General features: G+C 32.1%; 15 protein-coding genes, 1 tRNA gene and 2 pseudogenes. 9 read left to right on the forward strand and 9 right to left on the reverse strand.

Annotated features, from left to right (window positions below; all coding sequences use genetic code 11):
• Positions 1-113: 113 nt before the first annotated feature.
• A tRNA-Ser gene (locus AAGD36_RS03715) sits at positions 114-203 on the forward strand.
• A 762-nt stretch (positions 204-965) separates the two neighbouring features.
• Here the strand turns inward: AAGD36_RS03715 and AAGD36_RS06950 are convergent.
• Together AAGD36_RS06950 and AAGD36_RS03720 are read right to left on the reverse strand one after the other, a co-directional pair.
• Positions 966-1,730 (reverse strand): annotated as a pseudogene (locus tag AAGD36_RS06950) (recombinase family protein); the annotation flags it as partial.
• Between the two features lie 407 nt (positions 1,731-2,137).
• Positions 2,138-3,064, reverse strand: coding sequence for a hypothetical protein (locus tag AAGD36_RS03720; protein WP_341754990.1), 927 nt, complete (start codon positions 3,062-3,064; stop codon positions 2,138-2,140).
• A 351-nt stretch (positions 3,065-3,415) separates the two neighbouring features.
• On the opposite strand from AAGD36_RS03720, the gene AAGD36_RS03725 reads away from it, so the two are divergent.
• Positions 3,416-4,417, forward strand: a complete 1,002-nt coding sequence (locus AAGD36_RS03725; RefSeq protein WP_341754991.1) for a hypothetical protein — start codon at positions 3,416-3,418, stop codon at positions 4,415-4,417.
• Between the two features lie 140 nt (positions 4,418-4,557).
• Positions 4,558-4,851 (forward strand): integrase core domain-containing protein, encoded by a 294-nt coding sequence (locus tag AAGD36_RS03730; protein ID WP_341754992.1) that lies wholly within the window; start codon positions 4,558-4,560, stop codon positions 4,849-4,851.
• Here the strand turns inward: AAGD36_RS03730 and AAGD36_RS03735 are convergent.
• Positions 4,834-6,267, reverse strand: a complete 1,434-nt coding sequence (locus tag AAGD36_RS03735) for an IS1182 family transposase (protein ID WP_341754993.1) — start codon at positions 6,265-6,267, stop codon at positions 4,834-4,836. The genes AAGD36_RS03730 and AAGD36_RS03735 overlap by 18 nt on opposite strands.
• A 403-nt stretch (positions 6,268-6,670) precedes the next feature.
• Between AAGD36_RS03735 and AAGD36_RS03745 the strand changes: the two genes are divergently transcribed.
• Positions 6,671-8,497: an AAA family ATPase gene (locus tag AAGD36_RS03745; RefSeq protein WP_341754994.1), complete on the forward strand. Its 1,827-nt coding sequence runs from the start codon at positions 6,671-6,673 to the stop codon at positions 8,495-8,497.
• Here the strand turns inward: AAGD36_RS03745 and AAGD36_RS03750 are convergent.
• Complete coding sequence (locus tag AAGD36_RS03750) at positions 8,494-9,012, reverse strand: hypothetical protein (protein WP_341754995.1); 519 nt, start codon at positions 9,010-9,012, stop codon at positions 8,494-8,496. The genes AAGD36_RS03745 and AAGD36_RS03750 overlap by 4 nt on opposite strands.
• Positions 9,006-9,443, reverse strand: coding sequence for a hypothetical protein (locus AAGD36_RS03755; protein ID WP_341754996.1), 438 nt, complete (start codon positions 9,441-9,443; stop codon positions 9,006-9,008). The genes AAGD36_RS03750 and AAGD36_RS03755 overlap by 7 nt, the downstream gene beginning before the upstream one ends.
• A 311-nt stretch (positions 9,444-9,754) precedes the next feature.
• On the opposite strand from AAGD36_RS03755, the gene AAGD36_RS03760 reads away from it, so the two are divergent.
• The 3 genes from AAGD36_RS03760 to AAGD36_RS03770 all read left to right on the forward strand — a co-directional run bounded on the left by AAGD36_RS03760 (position 9,755) and on the right by AAGD36_RS03770 (position 11,357).
• On the forward strand, positions 9,755-10,756 hold the full coding sequence (locus AAGD36_RS03760) for a hypothetical protein (RefSeq protein ID WP_341754997.1): 1,002 nt from the start codon (positions 9,755-9,757) through the stop codon (positions 10,754-10,756).
• A gap of 291 nt (positions 10,757-11,047) precedes the next feature.
• The gene (locus AAGD36_RS03765) at positions 11,048-11,194 is read left to right on the forward strand and encodes a hypothetical protein (RefSeq protein ID WP_341754998.1); all 147 of its coding nucleotides are present in this window, start codon (positions 11,048-11,050) and stop codon (positions 11,192-11,194) included.
• Positions 11,195-11,231: 37 nt separating this feature from the next.
• Positions 11,232-11,357 carry a hypothetical protein gene (locus tag AAGD36_RS03770; RefSeq protein ID WP_341754999.1) on the forward strand — a complete coding sequence of 42 codons (126 nt, stop codon included), beginning with the start codon at positions 11,232-11,234 and terminating at the stop codon, positions 11,355-11,357.
• A gap of 31 nt (positions 11,358-11,388) precedes the next feature.
• Here AAGD36_RS03770 and AAGD36_RS03775 read toward each other — a convergent pair whose 3' ends face one another.
• The 3 genes from AAGD36_RS03775 to AAGD36_RS03785 form a co-directional block, all read right to left on the reverse strand.
• Positions 11,389-14,097 carry a hypothetical protein gene (locus AAGD36_RS03775; RefSeq protein ID WP_341755000.1) on the reverse strand — a complete coding sequence of 903 codons (2,709 nt, stop codon included), beginning with the start codon at positions 14,095-14,097 and terminating at the stop codon, positions 11,389-11,391.
• 683 nt (positions 14,098-14,780) lie between these two features.
• A complete protein-coding gene (locus AAGD36_RS03780; protein ID WP_341755001.1) occupies positions 14,781-15,398 on the reverse strand; it encodes a hypothetical protein in 618 nt (205 codons plus the stop codon).
• A gap of 76 nt (positions 15,399-15,474) precedes the next feature.
• Entirely contained in the window at positions 15,475-15,780 is a 306-nt protein-coding gene (locus AAGD36_RS03785; RefSeq protein WP_341755002.1) for a hypothetical protein, read from the reverse strand.
• Positions 15,781-15,994: 214 nt separating this feature from the next.
• Here AAGD36_RS03785 and AAGD36_RS03790 point away from each other — a divergent pair, with 214 nt between their 5' ends.
• The gene (locus tag AAGD36_RS03790) at positions 15,995-18,865 is read left to right on the forward strand and encodes an ankyrin repeat domain-containing protein (protein ID WP_341755003.1); all 2,871 of its coding nucleotides are present in this window, start codon (positions 15,995-15,997) and stop codon (positions 18,863-18,865) included.
• A 42-nt stretch (positions 18,866-18,907) separates the two neighbouring features.
• Here AAGD36_RS03790 and AAGD36_RS03795 read toward each other — a convergent pair.
• Positions 18,908-19,108, reverse strand: a pseudogene (locus AAGD36_RS03795) (DDE-type integrase/transposase/recombinase); the annotation flags it as partial.
• Between the two features lie 191 nt (positions 19,109-19,299).
• Between AAGD36_RS03795 and AAGD36_RS03800 the strand changes: the two are divergent.
• Positions 19,300-21,126: an AAA family ATPase gene (locus AAGD36_RS03800; RefSeq protein ID WP_341755004.1), complete on the forward strand. Its 1,827-nt coding sequence runs from the start codon at positions 19,300-19,302 to the stop codon at positions 21,124-21,126.
• Positions 21,127-21,230 lie beyond the last annotated feature (104 nt).

The following is a 21,230-nucleotide window of genomic DNA, read 5'->3' on the forward strand; positions in this document are numbered from 1 at the left end:
GGGAGTTTGTAACACTAATTTTTAATGATCTACTAAAAAATTTAAATTACCCTGACCCCTCTTATAAACATTTATACTTGAATTTTTTTAATCTATCTGATATGTATTACCTTGGATAGGTGTCCGAGTGGTTTAAGGATCTAGTCTTGAAAACTAGCGTGCGGGCAACCGTACCGTGGGTTCGAATCCCACCCTATCCGCCATTCGGTACAAGTTGTCGTTTTTTCAAAAATATCGAACGGGAAACGTAGGGAGGTCTCAAGTTTTTTGCCCCTTAGTTTGAGGTTCTGAAATACGAAATTTATCATTTTGCGTTTTTGGGGCATTTCAGAACCTTTGAAGGTTTCATAGGCTTCAGAAGCTAGAGTTATTAGCATTGTAGCCGTATCAGTAAATTTATCGTCTGCTTCCTCATAAACTTTAAGTAAATGAGCAATTTCATATTGACGATCTTTTAATTGTTGTTTCTTTGCTTGGAATTCTTCTTTGCTTAGTTCGCTGCTTAATCTTAAATCAATTAATGAATTTAGTTTATTTTCATTTTCTGTATGTTCTTTCTTTAAAGCAGCCGTCGCTTGCCCATGCTCATCTTTTTTTAGCTCATTTGTATTTTTTAAATAGGCAAGGGTCTCTTTTAGCATTTCCGGGTCTCTTATACCTATTCTTTTAAAAACCTCTTCTATTTGCTTTAAAACCTCATCTTCCCTTATATATATTTTCTTGTCTAGGTTATGTGGATCCCAAGTAGCTAAATATGTCCATTCATCCACTTTACCGTTTGGATATGTTTTACTATGAATTTCAGATGTTACCATTTTGCCAGTTACTGCACAGGTGATTAATCCTCTAAAGAGAAAATCTTTCCCACCATATTTGAATGGCTTCTTCTTCCAACCTAAACGTACATCTTTACATGCCATAAAAATCTCTCTTGTTATAATAGGTTGATAACCATGTGACCACATCTCTCCTTTTACTCTCATCTCACCGTAATAAAATGGTTGTTGTATTAAACGATGTATAACTGTTTTATTTAGGTGACAATTCTTTTTACTTCTTAAGCCTAATTCTTTAGCCATGTTTACCATAGACCTAAGAGTATACATTCCTGTTGCATATTCTTCAAAGAGTTTTTTTATGATAGAACCTCTTACAGGATCGAGAATTACTATACTGTTTCCTTTTTCATCTCGGCTATTTAGGTAACCAAGAGGGGCTGGTCCTATCCACTCTCCTTTACGCAATTTATGATCTAGGCTTCTTTTAACGTTATCACTTAAACTATCAACGTAAGATTGTGCCATCAATACGTTCATTCCCCACATTAGCTTTGCATGAGACTGAGAATCTTTATCTATTATGTAACCTTCTGTTCTAAAATGTAATTCTATCTTACCAGCTTTTATTGGTTCTTCTAGTAATGAAATTTCTGAGATTCTTCTTTGTACTCGATCTACTTTATCAGCAACTATAGCAATTGTTTCTCTATGGCTTTTAGCAAATTTGATCATCTCTTTAAATTGTTTGCGATCACCTCTGCTTGAAGATTCGATAATTTCAAAAGTTTCGATAACTTCAAGATTTTTACGTTGGCAATATTCTACTAATCTATATTTTTGAGCTTCAATTGAATACCCTTCTTCTTGCTCCCTTGTTGAAACACGAACTAAAATTATGGCTTTTTGTGCTGAGTCTGTCATATTTTTTCCTTTTATAAAAGTATTATACATTCAGAGATAGATTAAATACTGGACGAGTCAAGTTGAGTTTGCATTAAATTACCCCATCTCCTTCAGTATTAGAGCCAAGTGTAACATTTTTTTAGCATTAATAATTTTGGGTTATTGTAAAAATAATTGTTTTAACTCGTAGCAGGAGTAACTTTATCAAGTGGTTTATCATAGATACCCTTATTTATTATTTTAAGGCTATTACACGGCTTTTTAGTATCATTATTGTGGGGGAAACCACCTGGTCTTGAATTTATTACGCTCTAAGTCTAAATATGGGTCTTTTTGATTTATTATGAGTTTGCTTTAAAATAGATAAATTAAAAACTTAACCGAATACCACTATTTACATCGATCACCTTATTGATATTCTGTATCAGATATGATACAGATGAATATTTTTAAAATTATACCCCCAGTTTTTTGTTGTGGCTTTCTAGAGTCTCAATTAACAGCTCTTCTACTTGATAACTAATATTTTCATTGTCAAAATCTGTGAAATCTATTATTATTTTGCTTGTAATTTTATTATTAGACTCTAGAAGTCCCACCAGTGTTATTGCCCCATTGTCAGTAATATTGTTATAGCTAAGGTCTATTTGGCTGATGGTTCTATTAGTTTCCAAAGCTTTAACAAGCTGGACAATCCCAACATCACCAATATCATTATTACTAAAAGATATTTTCTTTATAGTGTTATTATTTTTTAGATATCTTGCTAGTATGATTGCTCCTTTATCAGTAATATTATTGCTACCAATATCCACTTGCTTTACAATTTCATTATTTGTTAGAACTCCTGCCAGTATATCCGCCCCTTCATCACCAATATCATTGCCTCTAAGACTTATTTGCTTTATGGTTTTATCATTTTCTAAAAATTCATCTAGTATGATTAGCCCTTGAACCCCAATGTTGTTATATTCAATATCTATATTAATCAAACTATGATTATTCTCTAACAGTTCGATAAGCAGACTTAGTCCCTCAAGATCAATATCATTGTTGCAAAGACGTATTGCGGTTATAAGCTTATTATGTTCTAAAATTTTGCCAACTATTTCAATTCCTTCTAAACCTATACGAACGTCGATAAGTTCTATATAAGTTATATTATTGCTCTGCAAAACTTCTCTAAGTATTTGTGCAGCAATGTTAGTGATATTATTTATTCTTTCATTTGTTGAATCATTTTGTTGTTGATTTTTGACATTGCTCGTCATACAATTAATCCCTGTTTTTTGTCTTTGGAAAATAGACACTGAGGTTAGATTTAAAAAATTTCCGATCTTTGTTCTAACCTCGGTGCTTAACACCACACCACGTAGTATCATCTTCACAGATATCCTCATTAATCCTAGAAGTACACCTTTTTGCTCACAATTAGTGATTTTTTATAAAATTTATTATTAGTAGTGTTGAACTGGAGACAGTGACCAAAATTATTAAATAAGCACATAATTTGGCTATTAAAATCAAGGAAGTATTGAAAGAATGGGATGTACTCTCTGTATTTACCAACATATTCCTTTGATCTCAATTCAATTTAGCATTGCTGGACTAACTAAGAATTACTTATAAAAAATGATTAAAAATCTTGATGAAATAAGAGATACTATCACAGATAGCCTAAAACTTCCCTAGGTTATTTATAAAGTCTTAATTCATCAATGAGGAAATTACATATGAACTCAAGGGTAATATCATTATTAAATATTTTATTAGCACAATTAATATTAATTAGTACCTGTAAAGCTGAGGGTAGTAACCTACCGAGTGCCAAAACTGCTAAATCTATATTACTACCAAAAGTGATAAGTCCTAACACAAGTACTAATATAACTATTATTTTAAATATAAATCAATCTAGCAATGATTCATACTTTACAATTGAGTTAGGGGCATATGAGAATAAAAGCCCATCATTAAAACTCACTATGGGATCAATGCTAGAGTTATATTCTCCAATCCAGGATTCAGCAAATGTTCATCAAAAATTACACATAGTAATGCGTCCATTTCAAGAATTGAATCAATCATTAAATGAGTATCCTAATACCAAAGAACAAAGTCTTGGATTAAAAAAGGAGTTATTAAGAGAGAAAGTATTCAGAAAAACTTATCCTCAAGAAATAAAGCTTCAAAATGAGGAAGTATACGCAGGTTATCGGGCAAATAACGAACCAATTCACCCGCGTTACTATTCTACCTTATTACCGGAGCGTAGATTTAATAAAAGTATCGTTGATTTGTTAGGTAGTAGTAAATTAGATGTTTGGCGGGCATCTGCTAGGCAAGCTTATGCAGATAGTCCAAGCCTATCAACTTTATGGCGAGCTTTTGACCCACAAGATATTATTGATCCTGAATTACGGGATATTGCTGAATATTTTAAAAGTTATAATAACAAATTAACCAAGGAAGAGTTTGAGCAAAAATATGGTGAATCAGGTTTAAAGTATGACCATAATTTTACCGAAGCACTAGTAGAAGATATTTTAGAGAGGAAAAAGCAGCGAGAAATTAATGAATATATAATTGCTGCAGGTAAAGGCGGATTAGTTGAAGTTATTGTAAAATTTGGACTCGAGGTGATATTTGGTAATCTGTTCTTATTAACATTGCTGCTAGCTTCGTCCCTATTGTGGTGGGTAAGTAAGATGGGTGGCAATGGCTTTAAAAAATGATAAACTAGCTAACTCCCAAAAGTATAGAGGTTTTCCTCTATCAATGATTTTTTGGTAAAATAATTAAAGAGGGTGACTTGAATAGACCTTGACTAAAATAGTCGCTAAGAGAATAAGTACCCTCTTTTTGGTAGTTTACCTTGAACAAATATTTAGACGAATTTTATAGTAGCACTGATCCTAAGGAACAAGAGCTTCAGAGTAAGCTTATGATTTGGGAAGAGTATTATAATAAGCATCGATCGCATAGTTCTCTGCATGGTAGAACTCCATGGGAGAAATATAAAGAACTCGGACATACTATTCCTTCTATAGAAGAAGTACATAAAAGTTATGATTCTTCAAAAGAAACTTTTGCTATACAGAATTACAAGTATGACCAAAAATTTAAATCTGCTATTAAACAAAAAAATATATTAAGTACTAAAAGATAAGTCGTAACGGACTGTTGAAAAAGTCATTAAGGTTACAAATATTGTAATATTTTTTATATTTAGTAGCAAAAGATAAAAGAACCAAAAAATAATTTTAAGTATCCGTTTAAAATTTTGTACTATCGCAATCATGAATATTTGAATCTGTGTTTTTTGTACGCCTCTGAATTGTGTTCTTCGTAAACCATGATTCTCTTTAGCCTCAGCAAAAATTCCTTCTATTTTCCACTTTCTCTCAATTAGTTTTTGTTTAAAATCAATTCTATTCTGTCTAGCTTTGACCTCATCTATTTCATCCTGATAAGGATTACGATAAATAAATCTTGCTCTATTACTATAATTATCAGCAATACAACTTGGTTTTAGTGGACAATTTTTACAATGCCCTCCTGTAATACGATAACGTTTTATTTGTTTTTTATCTAATTTTTCATAAGGATAAAGATAATATCCTTGCGGACACTTATATCTATCCTGTTCTCTATCATATTGAAATTCACCTCTACTTATTTTTCCTTCACCAAGATTATCTACATGTAAAGGTATGTAAGTAGTAATTCCAAGTAATTTAAAATATCTGTAGGTTGGACCTCTACCATAACCTTTGTCTGCCACCCATTCTTTTATTTTAAAAGAAAAATTATTTAATATATACCAAACTCTATTTGAAAGTACAACACACTCATGTCGTGATCCTGTGCTTACATAACAATCCACTATAATACGAGTACTGCTATCAATTGAGTAGTGTGCTTTATAACATAGCTTTTTATAACCACTAGTTCTTGATACAAGACTACAATCAGGATCTGTTCTGCTTACATGAGTTTGATTAGATACTTTCCTTACTTTCTTCCCTTCTCTAAAATCATGATAACGACGTTCATATATTTTTAATTCTCTCTTTTGTGGATCACTTTTATCTTTTCTTAATATTAGGCTATCCATAGATGCATTCGATTCAACTAAAGATGCATCTGAAATAATTGTTTCCCCTTTTATAATACCAAGTTTATACCACTGCTTAACTAAGCTTATAAATATTTCTTGAAATAGTTCTACTCCAAATCTATCTCTTATCCTACTTAATGATGAATGATCTGGTACTTTATCCTCTAAACTTAACCCACAAAACCATCTATATGCTACATTCCACTGAATTTCTTTACATAATCGTCTATTTGATCTTATACCATATAAGTAACATATTATTTGCATCTTGAAAAATAATACAGGATCAATTGATGGACGTCCGTAATTAGCACAATAACACTTTTTAGTTATTTCATAGATAGAAGAGAGGTCTAATTCTTTACTCTCATGAATTCTCACTAATAAATGATCATCAGGTATCATGCACCTTAAGCTAACGCTATCACATCTCACACCTTCTTGATCAGATTTATAACCTTGCATCTTTACACCTTCATTTAAGCATAAAAATACATCTTATTTCTTATCTTAACTTTTTTCCACTCCTTCTTATGACTTTTTCAACAGTCCGACGACTTAATCTGACAATAAGTAATAATCAGGCAGCGTGATAAGTAATAGCCAAGTTGTCTGATATTCTCTCTATATTACTAATATTTTTATCTTTAGCAATATAAAGTGAATCTCTAAAAGTTTGCATTGGTGTTTTACCAAAGCAATGTTTACCTGAATTAGACCTTTCGTTATTATAATTTGTAAGCCAAGTATATATATCAGCTTGTAATTCATCTATAGTATGATTAGCAAAAATTTTGCTAATTGCTATTAGTGTACAATAAAAAAGTGTATAATAGTATTATATAGTTAGTAGAAACTCGTAAAAACAATGACAGAAGAAAAAACTAAGAATAATGGTAATTATCAGCCAAAGATGTTTGTTGGCACTGATGACTTCTATGATCTGCTAATTAATAGCGATATATTCGTTGATAAGAGTTTAATGATCAAAGAATTACTAGAAGATAGCGGTAAAGTCATCCTAATCACCCGACCAAGGCGTTGGGGAAAGAGTATTAATATGGATATGATTAGGAGATTCTTTGAAATAGAAATAGATGAGCATGGCAATCCCTTATCATTAGAGCATCAGAACAATATCAAATTATTTGCAGGTGGAGAAATAGATTTAGGATTTACAACTGGTAGAAAAAAATTACTTCAAAAGCTCAAAATAGCTGAGTATCCACACATTATTTTGGAATATCAAGGTCAATTCCCCGTAATATTCATCACCTTTAAAAGCGTGGAAGGTTCAAGCTATCACGATATTGAACAAGGTGTAAAAAGCCAGTTACGGAAATTGTTTCAGGCGCATAGATATTTAGCTAATAGTGATAAGCTTGCATCAGATGAACGAGCTGATTTCAACCAATATTTATTTGGCGAGGTAACTCTAGACAATATCAAAAATAGTTTGGCTATTTTAAGCCACCTGCTGTACAAACATTACAATAAAAAGCCTTGGGTATTGATTGATGAATATGATACGCCCATTAATAGTGCTTATAGATGGTTTGGTACTAACGAGGCAGAATTTCAAAAAGTATTAGAAATTTTCCGTGGGATCATGAAATCTACCTTTAAAAAGGAAACTGGCGATCAAGAACTGCCGGTTGAACGGGGAGTTATTACGGGAATTTTACGGATTGCCAAAGCTGAGTTGTTTTCCGGGCTAAATAATGTTCGGGAATATAGTTTATTAGATAAAAACTTTGCAAGTAGCTATGGATTTACTCAAACAGAAGTGGACGAGTTATTAACTAAAGTACCACTTACTACCAGTCCAGCAGAAATTAAAGATTGGTATAATGGCTATAATTTTGGGGGAGAAATCATCTATAATCCTTGGTCAATTATGCAGTGTTTAGCAAGTGAAGGTGAGCTTGATTATTATTGGGTTGACAGTGGAGGAACTGGTTGGATTGATAATGTTTTATTATCAGATGAGATGCAGCAGGATATTCAAGTATTGGCTGCTGGTAAAGCTATTATTGCTCCTATTATGAAACAAATAAGTTTTGCTGATATTAGTTCACGTTCAGGTTTGTTTAGCTTATTATTATTTAGTGGTTATTTGAATCCTACTGCTGTTGAACCGACAAGAAATATTTTTGAATTAGCGGCTCCAAATGAAGAAGTAAAATTTATTTATGAAACTCGATTACTACAATGGCTTGGCAAACAATTACAAATGGATAGCTCATTATATTATCCGCTAATGAGCTTACTGCCAGCTGGTAAAATAGAGGAGTTTAAACAAAGAATGCAGGAGTTGCTGCACAGTAGCACTAGTTTTCATCAGGTAGGGGAGAAAAAGGCAGAGTTATTTTATAGTGGCTTTATGCTAGGGATTGTTAATATGCTAGCACCGAGCTATATAATATCAAGTGAGCAAGAATCAGGTGATGGACGCCCTGATGTAATCATGATCCCCAAGGTTGGTAAAGGGGATAAGGCAATTATTATTGAGTATAAAATAGCTAAAAATGCAGAAGATTTAACGACTATAGCAGGGTCTGGTTTACAACAAATTATTGATAGGAAATATGATACTAAAATAAAAGAGCATCAACATGTTAAACAAATACTAAAAATCTGCATGGCTTTTTGCGGGAAAAATATGGATTTACAATATCAGGTGACAATACTTTAATAATAGACTGTAAGTGTTTGAATAACCAGTAATTTTATGTCTATCGTGGTTCTGAAATTGTCTACTACGCCCCGCCATTTTTGTACAAGTTGTCGTTTTTCAAAAATATCGAACGGGAAACGTAGAGAGGTCTCAAGTTTTTTGCCCCTTAGTTTGAGGTTCTGAAATACGAAATTTATCATTTTGCGTTTTTGAGGGCTTTCAGAACCTTTAAAAGTTTCATAGGCTTCAGATGCTAGAGTTATTAGCGTTTTAGCGGTATCAGTAAATTTATCGTCTACTTCCTCATAAACTTTAATTAAACGAGCAATTTCATATTGGCGATCTTTTAATTGTTGTTTTTTTCTTTGAAATTCTTCTGTGCTAAGTTCTCCATTGAGTCGCAAATCTATTAATGAATTTAATCTATTCTCATTTTCGGTATGCTCTTTCTTTAAAGCAGCTGTTGCTTGCCCATGCTCATCTTTCTTTAGCTCATTTGTGTTTTTTAAATAGGCAAGGGTCTCTTTTAGCATTTCCGGGTCTTCCCCTTACCTATTCTTTTAAAAACCTCTTCTATTTGCTTTAAAACCTCATCTTCTCTTACATAAATCTTTTTGTTTGGATTCTTTGTATCCCATGTACCTAAATAAGTCCATTCGTCCACTTTGCCATCTGAATATGTTTTGCTGTGAGTTTCAGCTGTTACAACTTTACCAGTTACTGCACAGGTGATTAATCCTCTAAAGAGGAAATCTTTCCCACCATATTTGAATGGCTTCTTCTTCCAACCTAAACGTACATCTTTACATGCCATAAAAATCTCTCTTGTTATAATAGGTTGATAACCATGTGACCACATCTCTCCTTTTACTCTCATCTCACCGTAATAAAATGGTTGTTGTATTAAACGATGTATAACTGTTTTATTGACGTAGCAATTGTTTTTGCTCCCTTGTTGAAACACGAACTAAAATTAGTGATTTTTTTGTAAAATTTATTATAGCAGTGTTGAACTGGAGACAGTGGTCAAAATTATTAAATAAGCACATAATTTGGCTATTAAAATCAAGGAAGTATTGAAAGAATGGGATGTACTCTCTGTATTTACCAACATATTCCTTTGATATCAATTCAATTTAGCATTGCTGGACTAACTAAGAATTACTTATAAAAAGTGATTAAAAATCTTGATGAAATAAGAGATACTATCACAGATAGCCTAAAACTTCCCTAGGTTATTTATAAAGTCTTAATTCATCAATGAGGAAATTACATATGAACTCAAGGATAATATCATTATTAAATATTTTATTAGCACAATTAATATTAATTAGTACCTGTAAAGCTGAGGGTAGTAACCTACCGAGTGCCAAAACTGCTAAATCTATATTACTACCAAAAGTGATAAGTCCTAACACAAGTACTAATATAACTATTATTTTAAATATAAATCAATCTAGCAATGATTCATACTTTACAATTGAGTTAGGGGCATATGAGAATAAAAGCCCATCATTAAAACTCACTATGGGATCAATGCTAGAGTTATATTCTCCAATCCAGGATTCAGCAAATGTTCATCAAAAATTACACATAGTAATGCGTCCATTTCAAGAATCGAATCAATCATTAAATGAGTATCCTAATACCAAAGAACAAAGTCTTGGATTAAAAAAGGAGTTATTAAGAGAGAAAGTATTCAGAAAAACTTATCCTCAAGAAATAAAGCTTCAAAATGAGGAAGTATACGCAGGTTATCGGGCAAATAACGAACCAATTCACCCGCGTTACTATTCCACCTTATTGCCAGAGCGTATATCTTATAAAAGTGTCTTTGATCTGTTAGGCAGTAGTAAATTAGATGTTTGGCGGGCATCTGCTAGGCAAGCTTATGCAGATAGTCCAAGCCTATCAACTTTATGGCGAGCTTTTGACCCACAAGATATTATTGATCCTGAATTACGGGATATTGCTGAATATTTTAAAAGTTATAATAACAAATTAACCAAGGAAGAGTTTGAGCAAAAATATGGTGAATCAGGTTTAAAGTATGACCATAATTTTACCGTTCAATTAGTAGAGGATATTTTAGAGAGGAAAAAGCAGCGAGAAATTAATGAATATATAATTGCTGCAGGTAAAGGCGGATTAGTTGAAGTTATTGTAAAATTTGGACTCGAGGTGATATTTGGTAATCTGTTCTTATTAACATTGCTGCTAGCTTCGTCCCTATTGTGGTGGGTAAGTAAGATGGGTGGCAATGGTTTTAAAAAATGATAAACTAGCTAACTCCCAAAAGTATAGAGGTTTTCCTCTATCAATGATTTTTTGGTAAAATTTGTTATAATAATTCTAAACTGGAGATAATAGAATTATTATTAAATTAAACACCTAATTTAGCTAATTAAGATTTAATGTGTGGCGACATTAATCAAAAGTATCAAGTCATTACACATTCAAATTTTTTATTTCATTACTCAAATAGCTACAATCTTTAAAAATAAGGGTAAATAATTTTATTAAAATTTACCATTTAAAGCATCAAGTATCACTTTATTATTGGCAACAATGGCATCTAAATATTTTATGACTTGTTGTAAATATAAAGAGAAGATATATTTGATTTGTGATAATGCTGGGTATCATAAGTCAAAGAAAGTAAAGGAGTATCTAGTAAATAGCAAAATAAGAATTAGTATTTTTACCTCCCTATAGCCCTAATCTTAATTCGATTGAACGATTATGGAAATTTATGCATAGAATTGTAACAAATAATAAATTTTACCATAATTTTGCTCAATTCTCAGAAGCTATAGATAGATTTTTTGCTAATATTGATAAATACAAAGGTAATTTGCCAACTCTTCAGGTTAATTGAGTATACTTACAGCAAACTGCCTTGCAATCTTTTAGCAGTACAAATTACATTCTGAACCTGAGTCGCCAAGTAAATTGTGGGTAAATGCTTCATCTACTAGGTCATAATTGTAAAAATCATGTTCCTTTGCTCTAGTGATAAAATTCTGACTCTGAGGAGCAGTATTAGCCATAATATTACCAATTTTCTTAAGAGCTGTAGCCTTAAAATTTTCATCTTGACTTAGGCTGAATGCATGGTGATAATATTTTTTGGCTTGCTCAAATAAACCTACAGACTCAGAATACTCAGCATATTTTAGCATTATATCAGGATTTCTTTTATCTTGTTCTAACCATGCTTTAAAACATGCTTTTATCTCAAATTCATTATTAACTACTTTATAGCAATCAATCGCTTTAGCATATTCACCCTTATTAAAAAATAGCTGACCAAGTTTTTCATATATTTTTGGTAGATGACTGTTCGCCTCTATAGCTTTTACATAGTAAGCCAATGCCTCATTTTCACCATTCTGCTCAGCGATACTAGCTACGCAACTATAGGCTATAGCCTTAAGATTCTTGCAGGCAGGAGAGTCCGGATAATCCTCTAGATACTTTATAGCTTTATGATAATAAACTTGATCAAGTTTATCTTCATCAATAGGCAAACTACTAACTTGGTACTCAAGATTTTCTGCTACCTTAGTATGGCAAGCCGTTATTAACTCTGCTGCAATCTTTGCATGATCAGGTAACTCAACTCCACAGACACTGGCAAAAAATTTCACATATTCGTATTGCTGATGTAAACAATAACCATAGCCTTGTATCTGATGCTGAAGCTGAACATTACCCGGTTCAACATATTCAGCAAAAATCTCCAATGCTTGCTGCAAGATCATTATGGCATCTAGTATGCTTCCCATTTGCTTACAGTTAAGTACTTTCTGTAACTTTGATAATAACTCCAGCTCTAGAAAATATTCATCTTTATTATGCCTTGGCAGGAGATTATTGTAATGAATTGATGATGGTATCCAATCTTTGACAAGATGATAGTTCTCAGAAAATGCATTGAGTGGATTGACATCTGAGCATTTAGTTGCATTACCAATAGCCTTAACTATCACCTCTAATAGTTGATTAAAATTATTACTGGCAGTATTTAACAGATGAGATGAACACTCCTGAGCTTTCTTAGAAATAGTGATATTGACCATATCACCTTTAGCGTCAGAATATTTAGATGATTCGTCTATTGCCGTAAGTAAGTCAGGTACAGCTAACTCACCTTCTGCATTTGGTCTATGGAATAGATGTATCGAGCAATCTTTGAGCTTATTAATCAGTACTCGGTGTTCATCTGTTACCCCTTGATTATCTTTTAATATTTTATCTATAGAGTTTTTGATATGCTGAATATTCTTGTCTTGCGATACTTGGGTAACTACTAAAGATATGCTACCTGCTATAGAGCCAACATCCTTAAAACTTTTCATAAAATTAGATAGTATTTCAAGGAAATCATTACCTCTTTTACTCCTTAAATCTGATTCAGCTATTACCAATACAAATTTTAGCTGATCTGTAGTCTCAAAAAGCCTTTTAATATAGAAGCTGTTAGCAATTTCCTGAACAGGATCAGTATCATTAAAGCCAGGACAATCCCAAATGATTATATCTTTAGCATCTTTAGCAAGACATTTATTAGGAATCTTAGTCTCGGAAGCCAGTTTATGACCAATGATAATATCGGGAAGTGGCTGCATTGCATCAATAACCAGCTCGTTAATTTCATCATCCATAATTGCCTGCAGCTTCTTGCCACTAAGCAAATGAGCAAGTGTACTCTTGCCAGCCCCGGTATCACCAAGCAGCAATATCCCCTTCTTGCTATGTTCCTGCAGGCGGTCATTACCATCTCGGATTAGATTCGATACTTGCTTGATAGTAGCCTGATCATCATTATCAAACTGATTATCCCCATCTGCTACCTCAAATAATTTCACAACCTGTATCTCTAGGACATATTCTTTTACTTTTGCCTCCTCTATGGCTTTTAATTTAGCTGCTTCTTCTATTGCCTTAGCTTCCTCTTGCTCTCTAAGCTTTGCCTCTTGCTCAAGTCTCTCAGCTTCTTGTCTAGCTTTTTCATCTGCCTCTGCTTGTTGTTGCTGTTTTAGTATCTTAGCGACTTTTTTAATAGTATCTTTATTAATCTGTAATTCTGTTGCTATCTCCTTTGCTACAACATCTCCTATCTGGTTATAACTAAGATTAATAATAGTAATAGATTGATTAACCTTTAAGGCTTCTGCTAGACCTTTCGCTCCTGCCTCTCCTATCTGGTTATTTTGAAGGGAAAGAGTAGTAATAGATTGATTAACCTTTAAGGCTTCTGCTAGACCTTTCGCTCCCGCCTCTCCTATCTGGTTATTTTGAAGGGAAAGAGTAGTAATAGATTGATTAACCTTTAAGGCTTCTGCTAGACCTTTCGCTCCCGCCTCTCCTATCTGGTTATTATGAAGGTAAAGACGAGTAATAGATTTATTATTCTTTAAGCATTCTGCTAGCGATTTCGCTCCTGCCTCTCCTATCTGGTTATTATGAAGGTAAAGACGAGTAATAGATTGATTATCCTTTAAGGCTTCGACTAGCTCCTTTACTTCAGCATCTCCTATCTGTTTACGGTTAAGGTCAAGGGTAGTAATAGAGTTATTTCTTATTTGTTGTATAATAGCTTTATCTAATGGCATTTTTTCCTCTCTTTTAGTTTGGATATAAAGTGATTAGTACTTAAATTAGTTATGAATGAAGTACTGTTAATTGTTTTTAACAATAGCCATATCAATTCATCTAAGGTTAAATAATAATAATTTGTTAAACAACTAAATAACTACTTGTCACTATTTTTTAGTAAGAATTTGTGATTTTTTTAGCATCACTAATTGAAAAACAACTTAACTTATATTAGTGAAAATATGATGTAAAATCAGATAAATTCCATCTTGTATCGTGTCATGGTATAGGACTCCGGTAGAGCAACAGTTGCTTGCCTTAACACAACTGCACATTCTGCTTTCCATGATATGAAACATGTCAGCCTCTACGATATCGGGCATTTCGGAGCTTATATTCTTTACTTGCGTTACAACCCAATACATCCCGCCTCTTAGCTTCACATAATTTGTTACCTCCTTATGCGTAAGATTTGGTTCTACGCTGTTGGCTACACTTTGCGGAGGTTGGATTCTCACCAACTATAATTTATCCGCTTATCCTAGCACCCGCATATAATCCCCTGTAGTATCTGTATTGTAGGGGAGTTATTATATCATAAAAAGTCACAATTTGTATCATATTTTATTCCCACCAAATTTTATATCCCCACAAATTTTTTTTATAAATATACCTTACATATCAAAATATATTAGATATTTCATATAGAGTATTTGGCTCTAGTAATAAAAGTTTTAATTAGTTCTATTAACTCTTCATAGTGCATCATCTTTGATAATTGCAATGGTATATCTTTTATAATAGAACGTATTATTTCTATATCTTTGTAATATTTACTTAGAAGCGTATCTATCACTTCCCAATAAATTTCATCATATTCACTATATTTACGTTCATTATATACACGCAAAAATAATTTCATTCGTTGAGGAATCTCCTCTATTTTATTATGTAAAATAACATCGAGACATTCTAAAAATTCTTGTGGTCTCTTGTTCTCTAGTGCAGGTATTACTACTTTTATCTCCTCTCCCTCGTATTCCTTCTCCTGTGGTAAATACTTTTGTAAGTCTTTCTTGAATTTCTGTATATTTTCATCGTAATTCATTTTATTAAATTTGTTTTGTAGTATTTCTAAAGAGTTCTTAGCCCCTTTTGTATCTTTTAACCATTTAATTAACTCTTTGTTATTCTTGGTTTCTGATTTAGTTCTTAATACATCATCTAAAGATTGGAGCAAATCTAATAATGTTAACTTATTATCGTTGTCTAATTTATTAGGATTTAAAAAATCCTTACCAAAAACTTTACTATTCAATAAATATTCGATAACACTTTTATCACCTTTCTTTATATTTAAATGATCACGAATGAGTACAAGATTATATAATTGTTCATGCCATCTTAATTTTTGTTACAACCTCATCTGTTTCTTGAACAAACTTTGACAAAAATTGCTCGACCATCTTTATATATTTTATTTTGTTTTCATTAGTTATATTAGTTACATCAAGGGAAAGTATAATACAATTGACTATAAAATCTCCTATTTTAGTATTACCTAAAGGAGCATCAAAAATTTTTTGTAATTTATCAAGGTGTTGTTGTTTAATACTAGTGTCATGTACTGAACCACTAGCTAATAAGCTAATACTTGTAAACGCTTTTGTAGAGTGTTTATGTTTTTTTATCTTTGCCATATAAATAAACTAATGTAAATTGAACATTGAGCCAAGACCACTTCATGAAAAATAAAATAACAAAAATATATTACAATTTATTATATTTAATTAATACTTAAAGTATATTATCAATATTACTATATGTCGTTGTTCAGGGTATATCTTTGGTTCTGACAGCACCCTTTTAGTTTAAGATTAACCAATTAAATTAATAATATGGAGAAATTGAATTATGGCTAAAATTACAATAGAAGAAGAAGAGGTTAGTAGACTCAAGAAAAATCCACAAGTATTACAGGAGCTTTTTATGTATGCTATTGAAGTTGAGGATATTGAGGCTATTAAATTATTATGTGAGCTTACACCAATAAAGTCTCATATAGACAAACAAAAACTATTTAATACATTAATCTGTGTAGTCGGAGATGATAAAAAATATGAATTAGTTAAATCAATAATTGATGGTTTAGGGGTTAACTTAAATCAACAAACAGATGAACAAACAGATACTCAAGCTCCACAAAAAATAACTTTACTTAGGGTAGCAGCTTGTTATGGAAGTGTAAAAATTGGTACATTTTTGTTAGATCAAGGATTTAACCCTAATCATCAAGATGCGAATCAACAAACTCCCTTACATTACGCAGTAATGTATAACCAACAACCTTTTATCACTTTGCTCTATAATCGTGGAGCTGACCTAAATATTAAAAATGATCAAGGTTATACTGCACTTCATTTGACAGCACTGTATAAACGTCATGGTATAGGAGAGCAATTAAAAAAGTTAGGAGCTAATGCTAACATTCAAGATAACCATGGCTATAATTATCAAAAGTTGCACAAACATATAATAACAACAAAACAGGAACAATCTGCCAGTGAATTACCACAGATTGAACCACCCGAACACTTTAATTTATATAAAGGAATAGTAAGTTTTTATAAAGCCATATTATCGGACAAGGAGAGGGAAAAAAATATAACAGATACTATTGATAGCATAAAAAAATTTCTAGACCCATTAACCAAACTTCCAACAAATGTAGCATCTGTCCAAGAATTGCCGATAAGTAGTGAGTATATAGAAAAAGCATTACGCACGTTAGCAGCAGTATATGAATGTTATAAAGACGATAATAATAGTATAGCATTACAAAAATATATCATCGATAAAGCACAATATTGGGAAGCGTTTACTGCATTAGCTATGCTATATAACATAATAGCTATAGAGTATTTCGGTATCTCTAATTACAAGTGTGCCAAAGAATATTTACAACTTGCTAATGAAGCTTATAATAAAATAAAAACACAAGATACATTTGTACAGGAATTACAATATAACATCTTTTTTAATCTAGGAAAAGCATGGAAATATTTTAGTGTAAATGAGTCTATCAAATATTTCACCCTAGCTCAAACACTAATGCCAAATAATCAAGACACGGTGTTAGAATTATTAAAACATTACATTGGGTGTCAAGATGATAAAAAATGTTCAGAACAACTAGGCAAAATTACCGATCAAGATATTAGAGGATTATACTCTATACTGCAAACATTGGAAATGCAAAATTTAGGATTTCAATCTGATTTTAATATTGCTACTTCATTAAAGCTACAGGCGACCAGTACACAAGATAGAGCACTTAGAAAATTACATACTATTATGTCAGAATTTGAGTATCAATCAGGTTCTACTATTTCGAAATTATGCACAACACATGGTTTTACATTTCCAAAGCATGAAGACTCCAAAGCATCAAAATATACTTTATATATAGAAATATGGGCAAAACACTTTCTCCAGCAAAAAGCATTTACTAAAGCCATAGATTGTTGGCTAGAACTTAATAACCATAGAGTACAATATAATATACCCATACATTTATTTAACATATTAAAGATTTGTAAACAGGCAGGATATTGGGAGAAAGGATTAGAGTATCTTGAAAATATGTACAAGCAATATAGTGATATTTTATCAAATCATACTATGCTTCCTTTAAAATATTTAGAGTTTATTTTTTATGAAGCAAATAAGTGTCAGCAACAATCTAAAGATTGTTGGGATTGTTTAAAAACCCATGCTAAGTCAGGCGATATAGCTTCTAAATTGTTCTCTTATGCTGAAGATTTTGCCTTTTATACAGCTATAGAAAATGGCAATCTGAATAAAGCGTTTCAGTATTTTTTACCTCCTGTTCCGAATCCAAACATAGCAGTTTTAGATTGGCCAGTGACAGATGTAATACTGCATCATGAATTGTCACGTAAGGTAGATAAAGAGGTTATAAAAGCACGATTATTGCTAGAAAAACTACAACAAAAAATACTTAACTTAGCAACAGAACAAGCTTCATCTAGTGCCACAGCAGAAACTAATTTTACAAATGACATTATTACCCTTGATTTAACCGAAGATACTAATGAGTTAAGTGAAATTATTGATACATTAGACCCTAAAGCAATACATGCTTATTTTCAACAAAAAAAGATGGAGTTATTAAAAAAGCCAATAGAGATAACAGTCAAAGCACCACCACCATGCGTGTGGAATACCCAAACAGGAATTTACAGTTCTGATCAAAAAGATGTTTATCCTGTAGAAGGTACAAAAAACTTTTATGCAACAATTAACCCTAAATTATTTGATAGTTTAGCTCCTGAATTACAGGATCAATTCACTAAGGCTTTATTAAAAGGTTTAATTAGCAGAGATCATAAAAGTAACGGGATAAAAGCTGTACATAAACGATTAATAGAACTTAAAATTCCTGGAGATTATCGGTTATATACCAAACGCATATACAAAAATGATCAAAATGATCAAGATGACTACTTGATTGAGTTTGATAATTGTGGAAGACATCTCGATGTACAAAAAGAAATGACAGGAAAAAGTTCTTGGGAAGTTATTACATGCGAGGACAAGGTATCTTGTACCCCTAATATTCTTAAGGAGGTTAAGGAAACAGAAACATCTTATTCAGTTCAACATATCACTAAAGAGATGAAACATGTAAGCGTTAGTGAAGAAGAATGGGGAGTTAAGTTATCTGGCAATGATGATGTGACGCAAAAGGATTCGCATCTGTAAATCGTGGTCTAGCGAAAATCGTAAAACCTCAGGTTTTGGGCATTATGATGCCATGAGCATAACAAAATTCTCAAAAGAAAAATTATTATTAGCTCCAGTAATTTGTCTTTTTTGAATCATACGGATATTTTCTATGCCAATGATAGTAATAGTAGCAGAACGAAAACTTTTAAAAACAAGCATTGGCTTAGTTCGTTTCTTGATAAAGCGGTGGTCTTGTTCAACTATATTATTCAGATATTTATTTTACAAACAATCTCTATTAGGCGTAAAAAAGGCATATATAATTAATTTCGACCATAATACAAAAGTTAAGGTTTGACTTCAATATTGATAAAAAATAGTATGATTAGCAAAAATTTTACTAATATATATTAGTGGATAATAAAACAGGTGTATAATGATATTATAGTTAGTAGAAACTCGTAAAAACAATGACAGAAGAAAAAAGCAAAAATAATATTAATTATCCACCAAAAATGTTAGTGGGTAGTGATGACTTCTATGATCTGCTAATTAATAGCGATATATTCGTTGATAAAAGTTTAATGATCAAGGAGTTATTAGAAGATAGCGGCAAGGTTATCCTCATCACTCGACCAAGACGTTGGGGTAAAAGCCTTAATATGGATATGGTCAGGCGGTTTTTGGAAATAGAGTTGGACAATGAGGGTAATCCTTTGTCGCTAGAAAATCAGGTAAATTATAAATTATTTGTTGGTGGAGAAGTAGATTTAGGACTAGCTAGTGGTAAGAAAAAGTTACTTAAGCCACTTAAAATATCTGAGTATCAAGATCTGATTTTAGATTATCAAAACCAATTCCCCGTAATATTCATCACCTTTAAAAGCGTGGAAGGTTCAAGCTATCACGATATCGAACAAGGAGTAAAAAGCCAGTTACGGAAATTATTTCAGTCACATAGATATTTAGCTAATAGTGATAAGCTTGCATCAGATGAACGAGCAGATTTCAACCACTATTTATTTGGGGAAGTAACTCTAGACAATATCAAAAATAGTTTGGCTATTTTAAGCCACTTGCTGTACAAACATTACAATAAAAAGCCTTGGGTATTGATCGATGAATATGATACACCGATTAATAGTGCTTACCGGTGGTTTGGTACTAATGAGGCAGAATTTCAGAAAGTGTTAGAAATTTTTCGTGGAATCATGAAATCTACCTTTAAAAGGGAAACTGGCGATCAAGAATTGCCAGTTGAACGGGGAATTATTACAGGAATTTTGCGGATTGCTAAAGCTGAGTTATTTTCTGGTTTAAACAATGTTAGTGAATATAGCTTACTAGATGATGATTTTTCTAAGTTCTATGGTTTTACCCAAGCAGAAGTGGATGAATTATTAACCAAGGTGTCAACTAATACTGATCCAGAGAAGATTAAAGATTGGTATAATGGTTACACCTTTGGTGGAGAGGTAATTTACAATCCATGGTCAATCATGCAATGTTTAGCACACAAAGGTAAGCTCGAACATTATTGGCTTGATAGTGGTGGGACAGGTTTGATAGATAAAGTATTATTATCAGATGAAATGCAGGAAGATTTACAGAGCTTAGCTGCTGGAAGAAGTATTATCTCACCTATTACTAAACAAATTAGTTTTGCTGACATCAATAAGCCAATAGGACTATTTAGTTTGTTATTATTTAGTGGATATTTAAACCCTACAGTTCAAAATTCAGAAGAAAATATATATGAATTGTCAGCACCGAATAGAGAAGTACGGTACATATATAAAGTAAGAATACTCCAATGGGTAACTGATCAGTTAAAAATTGATAGTTCTAGATATTACTCGTTTGTTAGCTTGTTACCGGTAGGTAAAATAGAAGAATTTAAAGAACGGTTACAAGAATTGTTGCTAAATGCCACTAGTTTTCATCAAGTGGGAGAGAAAAAGGCCGAATTATTTTATAGTGGCTTTATGCTAGGGATTGTTAACATGTTAGCACCGAGCTATATAATATCAAGTGAGCAAGAATTAGGTGATGGACGCCCTGATGTAATCATGATCCCCAAAGCTGGTAAAGGAGATAAGGCAATTATTATTGAGTATAAGATAGCTAAAAATGCAGAAGATTTAGCCTTGGTAGCCCAAATGGGATTAAAGCAAATTATAGATAAACAATATGATGTAAAAGTTAAAGAACATTTTCACGTCAAAAGAATCATTAAACTTTCGATGGCTTTTTATGGTAAAAATATGGAGTTACAATACCAAGTTACAGAGCTTTAGTAATAGACTGTAAGCGTTTGAATAACTAATAATTTTACGTCTATCGTGGTTCTGAAATTGTCCACTACGCCCCACCATTCTTCGATTTTAGTGCATTTCACGAA

Source organism: Candidatus Tisiphia endosymbiont of Ptychoptera albimana (assembly GCF_964026605.1).
In the GTDB taxonomy this organism is placed as follows: Bacteria; Pseudomonadota; Alphaproteobacteria; order Rickettsiales; family Rickettsiaceae; genus Tisiphia.

Excerpts from the sequence above, each read along its gene's own strand:
- AAGD36_RS03720 (WP_341754990.1), bottom strand. The coding sequence starts at position 3,064 with ATGATACTACGTGGTGTGGTGTTAAGCACCGAGGTTAGAACAAAGATC.
- AAGD36_RS03725 (WP_341754991.1), top strand. The coding sequence starts at position 3,416 with ATGAACTCAAGGGTAATATCATTATTAAATATTTTATTAGCACAATTA.
- AAGD36_RS03735 (WP_341754993.1), bottom strand. The coding sequence starts at position 6,267 with ATGCAAGGTTATAAATCTGATCAAGAAGGTGTGAGATGTGATAGCGTT.
- AAGD36_RS03745 (WP_341754994.1), top strand. The coding sequence starts at position 6,671 with ATGACAGAAGAAAAAACTAAGAATAATGGTAATTATCAGCCAAAGATG.
- AAGD36_RS03750 (WP_341754995.1), bottom strand. The coding sequence starts at position 9,012 with ATGCTAAAAGAGACCCTTGCCTATTTAAAAAACACAAATGAGCTAAAG.
- AAGD36_RS03760 (WP_341754997.1), top strand. The coding sequence starts at position 9,755 with ATGAACTCAAGGATAATATCATTATTAAATATTTTATTAGCACAATTA.
- AAGD36_RS03765 (WP_341754998.1), top strand. The coding sequence starts at position 11,048 with ATGGCATCTAAATATTTTATGACTTGTTGTAAATATAAAGAGAAGATA.
- AAGD36_RS03770 (WP_341754999.1), top strand. The coding sequence starts at position 11,232 with ATGCATAGAATTGTAACAAATAATAAATTTTACCATAATTTTGCTCAA.
- AAGD36_RS03775 (WP_341755000.1), bottom strand. The coding sequence starts at position 14,097 with ATGCCATTAGATAAAGCTATTATACAACAAATAAGAAATAACTCTATT.
- AAGD36_RS03785 (WP_341755002.1), bottom strand. The coding sequence starts at position 15,780 with ATGGCAAAGATAAAAAAACATAAACACTCTACAAAAGCGTTTACAAGT.
- AAGD36_RS03790 (WP_341755003.1), top strand. The coding sequence starts at position 15,995 with ATGGCTAAAATTACAATAGAAGAAGAAGAGGTTAGTAGACTCAAGAAA.
- AAGD36_RS03800 (WP_341755004.1), top strand. The coding sequence starts at position 19,300 with ATGACAGAAGAAAAAAGCAAAAATAATATTAATTATCCACCAAAAATG.